The sequence below is a fragment of the Paenibacillus sp. S28 genome (genome assembly GCF_016624415.1).
In the GTDB taxonomy this organism is placed as follows: domain Bacteria; phylum Bacillota; class Bacilli; order Paenibacillales; family Paenibacillaceae; genus Paenibacillus_AQ; species Paenibacillus_AQ favisporus.
The window spans coordinates 46,773-60,208 of record NZ_JACVTM010000022.1 but is presented as its reverse complement, the minus strand read 5'-3'; the positions used below and the strand labels follow the sequence as shown (position 1 = coordinate 60,208).

13 protein-coding genes are annotated in these 13,436 nt (G+C 54.4%); 9 read left to right on the top strand and 4 right to left on the bottom strand.

The annotated features are described in order from the left end of the window. The first annotated feature begins 325 nt into the window (after nt 1-325). From IAE55_RS30650 to IAE55_RS30640, 3 genes are all read left to right on the top strand, one after another. Nucleotides 326-2,023: a glycoside hydrolase family 13 protein gene (locus IAE55_RS30650; RefSeq protein WP_200634737.1), complete on the top strand. Its 1,698-nt coding sequence runs from the start codon at nt 326-328 to the stop codon at nt 2,021-2,023. A gap of 487 nt (nt 2,024-2,510) precedes the next feature. Continuing rightward, nucleotides 2,511-4,505: an endonuclease MutS2 gene (locus IAE55_RS30645; RefSeq protein WP_200634736.1), complete on the top strand. Its 1,995-nt coding sequence runs from the start codon at nt 2,511-2,513 to the stop codon at nt 4,503-4,505. Nucleotides 4,506-4,678: 173 nt separating this feature from the next. Continuing rightward, entirely contained in the window at nt 4,679-5,098 is a 420-nt protein-coding gene (locus tag IAE55_RS30640; protein ID WP_200634735.1) for a TipAS antibiotic-recognition domain-containing protein, read from the top strand. A gap of 131 nt (nt 5,099-5,229) precedes the next feature. Here the strand turns inward: IAE55_RS30640 and IAE55_RS30635 are convergent, their stop codons facing one another. From IAE55_RS30635 to IAE55_RS30625, 3 genes are all read right to left on the bottom strand, one after another. Then, on the bottom strand, nt 5,230-6,897 hold the full coding sequence (locus tag IAE55_RS30635) for a DUF4179 domain-containing protein (RefSeq protein ID WP_200634734.1): 1,668 nt from the start codon (nt 6,895-6,897) through the stop codon (nt 5,230-5,232). Continuing rightward, nucleotides 6,845-7,411 carry an RNA polymerase sigma factor gene (locus tag IAE55_RS30630; RefSeq protein WP_200634733.1) on the bottom strand — a complete coding sequence of 189 codons (567 nt, stop codon included), beginning with the start codon at nt 7,409-7,411 and terminating at the stop codon, nt 6,845-6,847. The genes IAE55_RS30635 and IAE55_RS30630 overlap by 53 nt, the downstream gene beginning before the upstream one ends. Nucleotides 7,412-7,589: 178 nt before the next feature. Continuing rightward, nucleotides 7,590-8,069 (bottom strand): GAF domain-containing protein, encoded by a 480-nt coding sequence (locus tag IAE55_RS30625; protein WP_145161160.1) that lies wholly within the window; start codon nt 8,067-8,069, stop codon nt 7,590-7,592. Nucleotides 8,070-8,316: 247 nt separating this feature from the next. Between IAE55_RS30625 and IAE55_RS30620 the strand changes: the two genes are divergently transcribed. Then, nucleotides 8,317-8,625 (top strand): hypothetical protein, encoded by a 309-nt coding sequence (locus IAE55_RS30620; RefSeq protein WP_105444369.1) that lies wholly within the window; start codon nt 8,317-8,319, stop codon nt 8,623-8,625. Nucleotides 8,626-8,696: 71 nt separating this feature from the next. Continuing rightward, a complete protein-coding gene (locus IAE55_RS30615) occupies nt 8,697-9,179 on the top strand; it encodes a hypothetical protein (RefSeq protein WP_145161158.1) in 483 nt (160 codons plus the stop codon). Between the two features lie 106 nt (nt 9,180-9,285). Here the strand turns inward: IAE55_RS30615 and IAE55_RS30610 are convergent, their stop codons facing one another. After that, nucleotides 9,286-10,290: an alpha/beta hydrolase gene (locus tag IAE55_RS30610; protein ID WP_200634732.1), complete on the bottom strand. Its 1,005-nt coding sequence runs from the start codon at nt 10,288-10,290 to the stop codon at nt 9,286-9,288. A 304-nt stretch (nt 10,291-10,594) separates the two neighbouring features. Here IAE55_RS30610 and IAE55_RS30605 point away from each other — a divergent pair, with 304 nt between their 5' ends. From IAE55_RS30605 to IAE55_RS30590, 4 genes are all read left to right on the top strand, one after another. After that, a complete protein-coding gene (locus tag IAE55_RS30605) occupies nt 10,595-11,317 on the top strand; it encodes a thioredoxin domain-containing protein (RefSeq protein ID WP_244364552.1) in 723 nt (240 codons plus the stop codon). A gap of 12 nt (nt 11,318-11,329) precedes the next feature. After that, nucleotides 11,330-11,767, top strand: coding sequence for a disulfide oxidoreductase (locus IAE55_RS30600; RefSeq protein WP_105444366.1), 438 nt, complete (start codon nt 11,330-11,332; stop codon nt 11,765-11,767). Between the two features lie 180 nt (nt 11,768-11,947). Beyond that, the gene (locus tag IAE55_RS30595; protein WP_200634731.1) at nt 11,948-12,526 is read left to right on the top strand and encodes a GNAT family N-acetyltransferase; all 579 of its coding nucleotides are present in this window, start codon (nt 11,948-11,950) and stop codon (nt 12,524-12,526) included. Nucleotides 12,527-12,548: 22 nt separating this feature from the next. Next, on the top strand, nt 12,549-13,322 hold the full coding sequence (locus IAE55_RS30590) for an energy-coupling factor transporter transmembrane component T family protein (protein WP_200634730.1): 774 nt from the start codon (nt 12,549-12,551) through the stop codon (nt 13,320-13,322). Nucleotides 13,323-13,436: the final 114 nt, after the last annotated feature.

The window sequence follows — 13,436 nt, the reverse complement described above, 5'->3', positions numbered from 1 at the left end:
AGTAAAGATTGCTATGCCGTATAGCGTATCCAGATCGCTTCATTTTTTACCGGGTTTCAAATTAACGTGTCTATCCTCCTTTAAACCAAGATGAAGGAGGAGTGGCATGGCGGACCCGCACAACGAATGAGAGGGAAAAAAGACAAAAGGAGCCCGCACATGGCAGGCTCCTCCAAATAAATTCTATTTGATTGAAATGTAAAAACTTGCTCTCATTCTGAAAGGTAAACCGGAAATCGGTTTACAATAATTATAAAGTGTTCGCGCGATCTTGTAAACAACCGTCGGATATCCGGCACAAAATGGAGCACGTAAGGAGCAGATTATGAACAAAAAATGGTGGAAAGAAGCCGTAGTGTATCAAATCTATCCGATCAGCTTCCTCGACACGAACGGTGACGGCAAGGGGGATCTGCTCGGCATTATATCGAGACTGGATTACTTGAAGGATCTGGGGGTGGACGTGATCTGGATCTGCCCGATCTACAAGTCCCCCAATCACGATAACGGATACGATATCAGCGACTACTGCGACATTATGGAGGAGTTCGGCACGATGGAGGAGTTTGACCGTCTGCTGAGGGAGGCGCATGCGCGCGGTCTCAAAATCATGATGGACCTCGTCCTGAACCATACCTCAGATGAGCATCCATGGTTTGTCGAGTCGCGGTCGAGCAGGGATAATCCGAAACGGGATTTTTATATATGGCGCAAAGGCAAAGACGGACATCCGCCGAACAACTGGGAGTCCTATTTCAGCGGCTCGGTCTGGGAATACGACGAGAAGACAGGCGAGTATTATCTCCATCTGTACTCCAAGCATCAGCCGGACCTGAACTGGGAAAATCAGAAGGTGATCGACAGCATGCATGAAATGGTGGAATGGTGGCTCAAAAAGGGCGTGGACGGATTCCGGTTCGATGCAATCGCGCATATTGTCAAAGCGGTCGGCCTGCCGGACGGGGACAACCCGGACCAGCTGCCGACGGTGCGCGCCTATGAGTTGTTTTCCAACCTGGAAAATGTGCACACCCTGCTGAACAACCTGTATGAACGGGTACTGTTCCACTATGACATCATGACCGTCGGCGAGACGTCGGGTCTGGGTCCGGAGCAGGCGCTCAGCTATGTCGGGGATACGCGCAACGAGCTGAACATGGTGTTCCAGTTCGAGCATATGCAGCTCGATGCGGGTTCTTCCGGTTCCGGCAAGTGGGATATTCGTCCATGGAACCTGCTGGAGCTGAAAAAGGTCATCAGCGGGTGGCAGACGGTGCTGCACGGCAAGGGCTGGAACGCGAATTATTGGTGCAACCATGACCAGCCGAGATCGGTGTCCCGGTTCGGGGACGACCAGAAGTACCGGGTGGAGTCGGCGAAAATGCTGGCGACCTTCCTGCACATGCTCGAAGGCACGCCGTATATTTACCAAGGCGAGGAGATCGGCATGACGAACATCTCCTTCGCCTCGATTGACGATTACCGTGACGTGGAAACGCTGAATTACTATGAGGAGCAGCTGGATCAGGGCGTGCCCGAAGAGCAGGTCATGCAGGCGATTTGGAAAAAAAGCCGGGACAACGCACGTACGCCGATGCAGTGGACCAATGGGGAGCATGCAGGCTTTACGCGGGGCACGCCGTGGATCGAGGTGAACTCGAACTATCCCCTGATCAATGTGGAGGATGCGATTAAGGATCCGAACTCGATCTACCATTACTATAAAAAGCTTATCGCCCTCCGCAAGCAGCATGAAGTCATCGTGTACGGCGAATACAAGCTGCTACTTCCGCTCGACAAGGAGCTGTATGTGTATACCCGGACGCTGGAGGACCAGTGTCTCCTGGTCATCCTGAACTTTTTCGGAGGCGAGCCGGTGCTGAAGCTGCCGGCGGAGCTCGTGCCGGAGGCCAAGCAGCTGCTGATCTCCAACTACCCCATCAAGGGGGAGGAGGATCTCGGGAATTTGAAGCTGCGGCCGTATGAAGCGAGAGTATACCTCATGAAGACACCAGCCCCTTGACTTCAGGGCGCAAACTTGGTAAATTTACCTCATCCTATAACAAGGGAGAGATTTTGATGACGGTGGTTGTTCTTAACTAATCAAACTCCATATCGACTGTATGACACGAAGACAGGCGGGAATGCCCGGGAGGGCACTCTTTCTTTCAATGCGCCTCTTTGCAGAATGCAGTCTTGGAAATAGTTAAGAACACGCGAAGCATCAAACGACAATCCCTTGCGGACTGTTTGAAACCTTTGTGATCCGAATCGGTGGAGCGTTGACCGCTCGACCGTTGTCATGCCGGATACGGGCCGCCTCCTAATGGGCGGCTGGCTCTCCGGCGTACAGGACCGTGCTCTTTGCAGCACGGTTTTTTTGCGTACAGCAAAGGCAGCAGACAAAGGCAGTCCGGCAGACCAGGGGCAGGAATCGCATGCGCGTATTCTCTGCCCCTTTTTGCGTTGCCATAGGAAGATATAACAAGAAACAGGAGGATGAACTACCAATGGATCAAACGACGATGATCATGCTGGAATACGACAAAATGAAGGAAGCGTTGAGAGACTATGCGGTTTCGTATGAAGGACGCAGGCATATCGATGAATTGGAGCCGCTGACCACGGCCAGTGCAGTCCGCAGGGCGCTGGATGAGACGGCGGAAGCCAAGGCGCTGCTGGATAAAGGGGCCAGCGTCCCGCTGCCATCCCTGGAAGGGATTGACCGGATCGTCTCCCTGCTGCATACAGGGTACCTGTTCGACGAGCAGGATTTTACCGCGGTCCATACGTTTCTGCACAGCTGCGGGCAGCTGCGTAAGTACATGGCCGGGAAGCGCGACATCGCGCCGGGCATCAGCTCGTATGCTTCCTCGATGCAGGAGCTGGCGAAGCTGAAGAGCGAAATTGAGCGCTGCATCCGGTTTGGCCGGGTGGACGATCAAGCCAGCAAAAACCTGGAGCGCGTCCGCAAGAAGATCGCCATCGTGAAGGAGCGCATTCAGAAAAAGATCGCCGCGATTCTGTCCAGGCACGGCTCGATTTTGCAGGAAAACCTGGTCAGCGTCCGGGGCGGCCGGTACGTCATTCCGGTCAAGCGGGAGTATCACAAAACGATCAAGGGCTCGGTGCTCGACCAGTCGACGAGCGGGCAGACTGTCTTTGTGGAGCCGGAGGAGGTCGCCCATCTTCAAAGCGAGCTTGGCATGCACGAAGCGGATGAGGCCCGGGAAGAAGGCATCGTGCTGAGCGCGTTGACCGGGCTGCTTGAAGCGGCATCGGCCGATCTGCTGCTGAACATTGATATCACGGGAACGTACGATTTTATTTTTGCCAAAGCAAAATACAGCCGCACCTTGGGCGGGAACAATGTTCTTCTAAGCGACAGCGGGCGCATCAAGGTAAGCGGAGCGCGGCATCCGTTCATGCTGAAGACGATGGTGCCGCTGCGGCTGGAGCTGGGCGGCGGTTACCGCTCGCTGATCATTACCGGGCCGAATACCGGCGGCAAGACGGTGGCGCTCAAGACGCTCGGGCTGCTCACCCTGATGGTGCAGTCGGGTCTGCTCGTGCCGGTGGAGGATGGCAGCACGTTCACCGTATTCACTAAAGTGCTGTCGGCCATCGGGGACGGGCAGAGCATCGAGCAGTCGCTCAGCACCTTTTCCGCCCAAATTAAGCGCCTGATCGGGATGGTGGATGCGGCGGACCGCCATACCCTGCTGCTGATCGACGAGCTGGCGGCCGGAACGGATCCGGGGGAAGGGATGTCCCTGTCGATCGCCATTCTGGAAGAGCTCAGCAACAGAGGCGCCATGATCATGGTCACGACGCATTTTAACGAGCTGAAGACGTTTGCGGCACGGACGCCGGGCTTCCAGAACGCCCGGATGGAGTTCGATGTCGAGACGCTGGAGCCGCTTTACCGGCTGACGATCGGCGAGGCGGGGCAGAGCTACGCGATTCAAATCGCCACAAAGCTGGGGATGACAGCTGGCATTATCGAGCGGTCGCAGGAAATTTTGCAGAGGCAGAAGCCACTGCCTGCCCTGCAGCCGAATGCAGCCGAGGAACATCCCATTGTTCAAACGGAGTCTGAGCAGATGGAGGAGACAGCTCAGTCCTCTGACCCACTTGAAGCCAATGAGGGCGATGGAGCAGGGAGCCGGGATCAGGCGGATGAGGATCAGGAGCAAGCATCGGCCGCGCCCGTGCGCAAGCTTGAGGTAGGAGACGCTGTCTATGTCAGCTCCTATGGGCGAACGGGCATCGTCTACGAGCCGGAGGACGCCATGGGCATGGTAGGGGTCATGATCCAGAAGGAGAAGATCCGGATCAACCAGAAGCGGCTCAAGCTGTTCATTGAGAAGAGCGAACTGTACCCTGAGGACTACGATTTCGACATTATTTTTGAGTCCAAGGAGAACCGGAAGAAGAGCAAGCTGATGAACCGCAAGCATGTCGAGGGGCTGTCCATCATTCGCGATTCCGACTCGAAGCCCTAAATTGTGAATCGGGTTACGGAAGAAAAAAATGTTAAAAAAAGCGGATAAATGCCCCTTCGGTAGCGGTTAGATTCCTGCGAAACGGGTAATTGGAAGATGACAAGACCTGACATCAATCGTGCAGACCATGAGGCAAAAGATATAGATCAGAAAGTCAAGTGGAGGGAGAAACGATGGAACCAGACAAAAGAGGCCGGGACTCAGGCCCGGCCGGATCCAATGTGACCGAGCAGGACGTGCTGACCCAGCTGGGAGGCGAGTCCGAAACGCAGGAGAGCAAGCATAAAATGCAGCTGTGGACCAAGGAAGACTACCTGCGGTCCCAGCGGGAAATCGATCAGATTAACCGGGATTTAAAGGCAGCCATCGAGGAAGGCCATCACCCGGGTGCTCCGCAGGTTCAGCGGATCATCCGCAGGCATTATGAATGGATGAGCTGTTATTATACGCCGTCGGCAATGGTATATATCGGATTGGGAAACTTATATGTGGAACAGACCGAACACAAGCAGCTGTTTACGGCATACCATCCGCAGCTTCCCGTTTTTTTACGGGACGGGATGATCATATTCGCCGAGCGCGAGCTGATGTAAGGAAGATGAACAAGGGTGAGCACAACAAGCCCGCCTGGCCGATGAATGGCCGGGCGGGCTTCTGCCGTATACGGAAGAGCATTTGTTCATTTCATTGGGGCGGATTCGAGAACTGACTCTACCAAAAGGCGTTAATTAATGGCCGCTTCAACCGTCTCGTCCGGCTCGAGCAGCACGTACACGCCCGGGTTCAGCTGCAGGGCCGTTCCTTCCGGAAGGTTCGAATATGTCTCCACTTTGGTAAACGGCCCGCTCGAAGGCGGCGCAGGGACGTAGTCCGGGAGGATCTCTTTTCCGCCGGCACGGATCACCGATTGCGAGACCCCTTTAAAAGTTGGGTCCTCAGAGGAAGACTTCACGATCAACTGGCTGCCCTTCAGATAGTAGGTGAACGTGACCTTCCGTCCGTCCAGATCCATCTGCACCTGCTGCTCAGTGGCAGTCGGCGCCGCCAAATCGTACCAATGCTTCGAAAGGTCCCTTTTTGTAATTTCCAAACCTGAGAAGATAAGCTTCATCGGTTCCCCCGACCAGTCTTTGAACCATGTCGGCGACTCAAAGCGCAGGTAGCCTTCATCCAAATATTCCCGGTGCCGGACCTTCTCGTACATGCCGGTATGATAGTCACCGCCTTCGATGCGCTGGTCCCCCAGCTGCAGGGATACTTTCGTAAAGCGTCTCACGCCCTCAGTCCAGTCATTGGAATCCTGCCTGTATGGGATTCGGATCTGTAGCGGCGTGATGACCAGCTGTTTCAGGTTCAAATTGACGTTTGTAGCCTGTTCCTCATTTGCCGGAAGCGGTTTGCTGTAAATGGCTTCGCTGGCCTTGCTGCCGTCTGCGTTGAAGTCAAAAGCCCAGGTTCCCGCTACTCTCTTGATCTCCTGCAAATAGGTCAGGTGAAGCTTGGCTCCCTTCCAGTCCCGTTCCGGAATGGTGAAGGTCGACTGGCACAGCAAATCGTTACCGTCCGGGGGCAGGACCGCCTGGGACACGCTTTGATACGTGTGCGAACCGGAGGTGATCACCAGGTGGGGGTCCAGATAGCCTGGATCCTCAAGTGGTGACGTCAGGGCATACCGGATGGTCAGTTGGTCGTTTTTCCGGACGATCGATTGGATCTCCACAGCCGCGAAGCCGCCTGCAGACGACGATGGAGCAAGCATGGAACCTTCGGCAATATCTCCCGCAAGAGGCAGATCGTCATATTGGTAAAAAACCAGGTTGCTGGCGTCCAAGTGCATGCTCCGTTTAGACTTCTTCAGCTCATCCAGCAGCTCGAACATCCCTTTCAGGGTATCTTTTTCCTCATCGCGCTTGAGCAGGACGTTTGGCTTGGCATCTTTTCCCTTGGAATCGGACAGGGAGACGGATTCGAAATCGACGGCGTCATAATCCGGAAGGTCCGGAACCTTCATTGTAAAGAGCACATCCATCTGCTCGCCGTCGGTCACGACGCCGTGCAGCTTCATCGTTGTGCCCGACTGCCGGGCACTCAAATCCAGCGGCTCGCCAAAGCCGTGCTGAATGGCATTGTTCACACCCGGCCGTCCCCACAAGTCCCAGCCCGGGTTTATGGCTGCAAACACGGGAACGGCTACCGCCAGGAAGACCACAGCGGAAGCGGCCGCCGGAACCCACTTGCGGGTCACCGATGACCTTTTTACAGTTGAAGACTGGCCTGAACGCCGTCGCCCAACCTCTTCCTCGATCGTGCTCCACATCGCTTCAAAATCGGGAGCGGGCTCAGGCTTTCGTGAAATGGCCCGTTCCATCTGTTCCAAGCTGAATCGGTTCATCGTCATTCTCTCCTTTCATGAGGGGGCAGGAGGGCTTAGCGATATATTTTCTCATGAGCGAAAGCCCCTTATTGATTCTGGATTTGACGGTCCCCAAGGGAACGCGGATCATGTCGGCGATCTCCTGCTGAGACAGCCCGTTAATGTAACGGAGAATCATCACCATCCGAATGTTCGCGGGAAGCCGTCCGTAGAGCCGGGACAGCTCTAAGGCCAGTTCCCGCCCTTCGACAGTTTCCTCGACCGAATGCGGGGCAGCCGCCAGATGCCGATAGGAAAAGAGCTTTTCCTTGATGACGCCCGCTTTCAAGCGGCGAAGCGAGTTTTTGCACAGATTGGCGGCGATTTGAATAAGCCAGCGCCGGATATCCTGAATAGAGCTCCGGTCCGCGAGCAGTGCCCGGATAAACGTCTCCTGGCAGAGGTCTTCGGCATCTTCCCTGCGCTGCATCATATAGTAGCAAAAGCTGTAGACATCCCGGTTAAAGGTCTCGAACAGCTCTTTGTCCGTCATTGCCTCACCTTCCTTGACATGCAAAGATCCATGGAACCGATGCCGGCCGGCGGTTGTTCCATCTGACCATAAGACAAACAACACCGTGTTTTCGTTCATTATCTTATCATGCAGGAATGGAAAAAAGCGGTCTTCCGCATCATAAGCAGAAGACCGCTTTATTTTCCAGGATCCTATATTACAGCTGTGCCGTCAAAATACCGGCAAACTGTTCGAGAAACTGCCGCTCATCTTGGTCAAACCGCCCCTTCAGCGGGCTGTCGATATCGAGTACGCCGATCAGGCGCTCTCCCTGGACCAGCGGAACGACGATTTCACTGTTCGAGGCGGCATCGCAGGCGATATGCCCGGGAAACTCATGCACGTCATCGACCACAATCGTTCTCCGCTCGGCTGCCGCTGTACCGCATACCCCTTTACCCAAAGGAATGCGGATGCAGGCCGGGAGCCCCTGAAACGGTCCGAGAACCAGCTCGTTTCCATCGAAAAGATAGAAACCAACCCAATTTATGTCAGGAAGGAAGCTGTTCAGCAGGGCCGAGGCGTTGGCTAGATTGGCAATGGAGCTGGGCTCATCATGGATGAGCGACTTAAGCTGTTCGAGGACGGCTGCAAATTGGTCATTCCGGTTTCCTTCGTAGGGAAGGGCTTGAAACATGACGATCCACCTCATTTCTGTCTTTTAACCGTTGGTTAATTATAAAAGATAGTATACAGGAATTCCTTCCACGTCAAGTGAAATTCCTCCCTCTCAAAGTAAAGAACAATTCCTGGGAATCCTGCTGATTCCGGCGTCCGGCATGGCTTAAGCAGGGATCGGTATTGTTTCCCGGCAGCGGAAGAAGGGTAAACAATGGTAATGACAGGCTCATTTTTACAGGCGTTCGCCGGAAGGAGAGGAATCTATGCGTGCAGACGTACAAAATTTATTCATGAGTATCCACATGCTTTACCATGCTCATCACCATGACTTGACCATCCGTGATATGCAGCCCGTGCTGGAGGCGCACGGCTACAAGGTGGGGGAACGGGAAGTGAAGCAGCAACTGGAGCACCTGACCGAATTGAACTTTCTGACGGCTCACGGCGATGAATACAGCTTGACCGGAACGGGAATCGGGGAGTTCAAGGAAATTCAGGTCATGCTTCAGAAGCTGTGCGGGGAAGTACTGGCACCACTTGAAGAAACGGAGAGCGCGAATGCCGGTGCTTAACGCCCAGGCTTCCAAGATCAACTTCCTGCCACCTAGAATCGTTACCGCATCTTAGAATGGAGGGAATGAATATGCATAAATGGTTTACTACGGCTTTGACGACAAGCCCGGTGCGGGTGCTGGCGGCGGAACTGCCCGATGCAGGGACTGAGCACAGCGCGCACGGAGCATGGTATTGGTTGTCCTATGCGCTGGCGATTCTTTTGTTCGGATTTGCTATATATGTCATGATTGGAGCGCGTTTGAAGCGCCGGCTCAGTCGTTTGAAGCATACGCTGTCGGATGAATTGGTAAAGGTCAACGGCGCCCTGGTAGCCGAAAAATCCTCGGAATTAACAGAGGAAAGAGCCGGCCAATATGCGCAGTCCCATATCCGCAGGCTGACGGATTTGAGGGACCGGCTGAGATCGGACGTGGATGAACTGAGCGAGCTGGACGTTTCCGTCTTCGACCTGAAGGGATTAAACCAGGCGATCAGTCATTACAACGCGGAGAAAATGAGCATCCGGGAAGACATCGCGGCAGAGGAGAGCAAGCAGTACAGGATGCGATAAGGCTGGCTGGCTTCATGTTCAGAAAATGAAAAAGCCCCTTGGTCCGAAGGAGAGGAGTCCAAGGGGTTTTTTTGGGTTGTAAATGTTGTGAGCTGGTGCAGAAGTCTTACATATTAAATTCCGGCTGAGGAAGCCCCGCCTGCACAGGCTCTTCCACAAGCTCCTCGGCCTGTTCCGGCTGCATTGCAGGTACGGCGCCTTCCATCACGTCGCGGACAAATTCCTGCACGGCTTTTTTATACAGCTCCGGATTGATCCCCAGCGCATTGCCGTGGGAGGCTCCTTCAACGAGAAGAAGCCGTTTCATTCCTTCTTTGGCGGCAAACAGTTCCTCGCTCATCTCCGTCGGGATATAGCGGTCCCGTGTACCATGGATAAACATGACGGGAACGGGGCTGTACCGGGCGGAACGGACAGGGCTGACCTGATTCAGCGTAAAGCCTGCTTTCCGGAACAGTCTGCGGTCGACGAGCGGAAGGAACACAGCCGCGGGAATACGGTTCAGCGCCTGCATTTGATGATGCATCAGGCGCGTCAGATCGGAATAAGGGCAGTCGGCGATGACAAAGGCGGCGTCCGTGTGAGGCAGCGACAGGTATTCCAGCACGGTGCCTCCTCCAAGCGACATGCCGTGCAGGCCGACGACCGAGTCGCTGCCGTACGTGGCGCGTATCCACCGGATCCAGGAGTCGATGTCGTGCTTTTCGTGGAACCCGTAGGTCGTATATTTGCCTTCGCTTTTTCCGTGCCGGCGCAGGTCGATCAGCAGCGTGTTGAACCCATCTTCCCGGAAAATGTCCATAAAGGGAATCGATGCGGGAAGCGAGGCGGTATATCCATGGACGAGAATGACGAAACGGTTGGAGCCCGACGGGTGCGGTATGAGCATGCCGTTCAGCTTCAGCCCGTCATAGCTTGTAATTTGAACCTCCTCCTTGGGCAGCGACTCAAAGTAGTCCTGCTTGAACAGCCCGACCTGCTCCATGGCTTGAAAGGTCTGCTCGTACGTGAGGGCTTTCATCTGCGTCATTTGATAAAAGGCGAAACGTGTAATTCCCATCGCGGCCAGAACAGCGGTAAAAACGACAATAACGGCAGTCTGCCACTCCATAAGATATTCCCCCCTTCTTTTCATACAGTTACGGTAAAAGTAGTATCACCGGAACGTTTTAAGTCAACTCATATTTTCATGAAAAAACTCACTACGGGCTGTCATGTAATTGATTTTGTTACAATTTATTTAACAATTCCCGATTTGACCGGTTTTGGAAGCGGTTCTTTCTGGTCATCGGCGGGGGGAAATGCTAGAATAACCTAGAGAAGAAGTGTTAAGTAACTTACATTAAGGAAGAACTAAAGACCCAAATGCCAAGGCGCCTCAGCTTTAGTTCACAGGAAAGGAGACGTCAGGCTTCGTGAAACCGAAGAAGAAGCAAGTCAACACCGTGGCCCAACGTAAAGCCCAGCGGGCAGCGCAGGAGAAACGCATGAAGCGGATCATGTGGATTACAGGTGCATGTATCGTCGTGCTGGTCCTGCTGCTGGTGTTCATTCGGCCGCAATCCAAGGAAGCATCGTTTGATTACAGCTCGCTCCCAGTGCTGGGAAATCCGGAAGCCCCGATCAAGATCGTGGAGATGGGGGACTATAAGTGCCCGGCCTGCCAGTATTTCAGTCAGGACATCGAGCCGAGCCTGCAGAAGGATTTTATCGATTCCGGTAAAGCCGCGCTCTATTTCATGAATTACCTTATCATCAGTCCGAATGCGGACTCCAACACGGCTGCACTGGCCGCGCAATCGGTGTTCCATCAGAACAAGGATGAATTTTGGAAGTACTACCATGTACTCTTCGACAACCAGCAGGATGAAAAAACCGAGTGGGCAACGCCAGAGTTTCTGGTGAAGCTGGCCCGCGACAATAACATCAAAGTGGATTACGATCAGCTTAGCAAGGACATCGAGGAGAAGACGTACCAGGATGAAGTGGACAGCCATATGGCTACCGGCACCAAGCTGGGCGTGAACAGTACACCAACGCTGTACGTGAACGGCGAGAAGGTAGCGGAGAATGTCACGCTCGATTACAACGCGCTCAAGAGCTATTTGGATAAAAAGTCGGCTGACACCGACAAGTAAGGGGAGTTTCGGATGGAAGGCAACCGTTTCATTGCGTTCATCAAGCCCTACAGCCTGTATCTGGCCTGGATCGTCTCTCTTGTCGCCACGGGAGGCAGCCTGTATTTAAGCGAAGTGATGCACTACGAACCGTGCAGGCTGTGCTGGTTCCAACGGATATTTATGTATCCGGAAGTGATCCTGCTCGGCATCGCCAGCTACAAAAATGACCGTAAAATCATTCCTTATGCAGTGACCCTCAGCGCGATCGGCGGCTGCATCTCGATCTATCATTATGCGGAGCAGAAGATTCCGGCGCTTGCCAAGGCGCTGCCATGCAAGGTAGGGATCCCTTGCAATTTCGATTATTTGAACTGGTTTGGCTTCATTACGATCCCGCTTCTGGCATTGATCGCTTTTATTTTTATCATTGCGTTTCTGCTGATGGGAAGAACGGAAGCACAGCAATAATGGTGTAAAATACAGCGATGGACAAGCACTCCGGCTGCAGCCCTCCTCAAGGACAAAGGGTAAGGCCGAAGTGCTTTTTGCGTTCATATGGCAGAAACCAGGAGGGCAGGCGCTCTTGTGCTGCAGGGGGCAGGCGTTGTACATTGATAATATTGCAAAGTACACGAAAGGGGCGTTGGGATGAGCTATCAATGCAGCGGGCATATTCCCGAGCTTGAAGGGCCGCGGATCCGGCTGCGTCCGCTCGAGGAAGGCGACGCCCCGGCACTGTATGCGTGCTGGACCGACGAGGAGGTTCGGAAGTACTCGGATCTTCCGGACCTGCCGGACGAAGCGGCGGCAGCGGAACTCATCCGGCTGCTAAATCGTTTGGCGGCCACCGAGGATGGGCTCCGCTGGGGAATTCTCCTGCCGGAGGCAGGGATCATCGGCAGCTGTGGTTTTAATTGGTGGCAGCTGGAGGGTGCCTACCGGGGAGAAATTGGCTGCGAGCTTGCGAGGCCCCATTGGGGAAAGGGCTACATGCGCGAAGCAATTGGCCTGATGCTCGGATTCGGCTATCGGACCATGGGCCTCAACCGGATCGAAGCGCTGACCGATCCGCGGAATGAACGAGCCGTCCGTCTGTTCGGGTCCCTCGGATTCACGGCCGAAGGTCGGCTGAGACAGTACCGCCATACGGCTTCAGGCTTTCACGATGCACTGCTCCATTCGCTGCTGCGTGAAGAGTGGGAGCAGGCGGAGCATAACAAGTTTTAGATCAAGGAGGAGCGATCAAACGATGATTCTATCGTATCAAGGGGGAGGCTCGCCGCTGCACCGCATCGACCCGCTCAGCAAGCTCGTGGTCCTGCTATGCATCGCCGTGCTGACGATGCGTTTGCACACTTCGGCAGGGCAGGCACTGCTGCTTCTGGCGGCCTCGTTCATGGCCCGAACGGCAGGCGGAATCAGCTGGAGAAGGCAGTGGAAAGCGATGGCTTTCCTGATCGGTTTTGCGGTTCCGTACTTTGTACTGACCCTGCTGACCGTACCTGGCAGCCATACCATCTGGCAGTTCGGCGTGCTGCACGTCACGACGGAGGGAGCCGATGCGGCCGGTTCGGTCACGCTGCGCATGTTTACGGTTTTTCTCTCATCCTTTGTCTACATGGTCACGACCGATCCCGGCGATCTCGTCACCGCGTTAACCCGGCGGATGAAGGTTCCTTACCGGTTCGCCTTCGGCATTTCGATGGCGCTCACGTTTTTGCCTTTGCTGCAAGAAGAAGGGAGAAGCATCTCGGCTGCCCATCAGGTCAGGGGAGGGGCACCCCCCAAGGGAATCAAGCAGCGTGTAGGCTGGTGGAAGGTGTTTGTGTCCGCCATTTTGCATAATGCTGTGCGCCGGATTCAGCAAACCGCGGGAGCGATGGAAGCCAAAGGCTTTGGTGCATATCCAGAGCGTATGTTTCTAAGGGAGCAGCAGCCGTCTGCAGCCGGGCAAATCATGGCGGTTGGGGCCGTACTGATTACCGCGGCACTGTGGTGGTATATCCATATTGTTAACCTGTAATTTATTTTTAGGTTGACGTTTCGAATCCGATCATGCACAATAGCAGGGAGGCCTGGCCATGCGAGTCCTCAAGGGTGAGAAATCCCACCATTTTCCTGATTAGGAGTTGACATG

What these genes read in the sequence shown, in the direction of transcription:
- IAE55_RS30650 (WP_200634737.1), top strand. Translation starts at nt 326, where the DNA reads ATGAACAAAAAATGGTGGAAAGAAGCCGTAGTGTATCAAATCTATCCG.
- IAE55_RS30645 (WP_200634736.1), top strand. Translation starts at nt 2,511, where the DNA reads ATGGATCAAACGACGATGATCATGCTGGAATACGACAAAATGAAGGAA.
- IAE55_RS30640 (WP_200634735.1), top strand. Translation starts at nt 4,679, where the DNA reads ATGGAACCAGACAAAAGAGGCCGGGACTCAGGCCCGGCCGGATCCAAT.
- IAE55_RS30635 (WP_200634734.1), bottom strand. Translation starts at nt 6,897, where the DNA reads ATGAACCGATTCAGCTTGGAACAGATGGAACGGGCCATTTCACGAAAG.
- IAE55_RS30630 (WP_200634733.1), bottom strand. Translation starts at nt 7,411, where the DNA reads ATGACGGACAAAGAGCTGTTCGAGACCTTTAACCGGGATGTCTACAGC.
- IAE55_RS30625 (WP_145161160.1), bottom strand. Translation starts at nt 8,069, where the DNA reads ATGTTTCAAGCCCTTCCCTACGAAGGAAACCGGAATGACCAATTTGCA.
- IAE55_RS30620 (WP_105444369.1), top strand. Translation starts at nt 8,317, where the DNA reads ATGCGTGCAGACGTACAAAATTTATTCATGAGTATCCACATGCTTTAC.
- IAE55_RS30615 (WP_145161158.1), top strand. Translation starts at nt 8,697, where the DNA reads ATGCATAAATGGTTTACTACGGCTTTGACGACAAGCCCGGTGCGGGTG.
- IAE55_RS30610 (WP_200634732.1), bottom strand. Translation starts at nt 10,290, where the DNA reads ATGGAGTGGCAGACTGCCGTTATTGTCGTTTTTACCGCTGTTCTGGCC.
- IAE55_RS30600 (WP_105444366.1), top strand. Translation starts at nt 11,330, where the DNA reads ATGGAAGGCAACCGTTTCATTGCGTTCATCAAGCCCTACAGCCTGTAT.
- IAE55_RS30595 (WP_200634731.1), top strand. Translation starts at nt 11,948, where the DNA reads ATGAGCTATCAATGCAGCGGGCATATTCCCGAGCTTGAAGGGCCGCGG.
- IAE55_RS30590 (WP_200634730.1), top strand. Translation starts at nt 12,549, where the DNA reads ATGATTCTATCGTATCAAGGGGGAGGCTCGCCGCTGCACCGCATCGAC.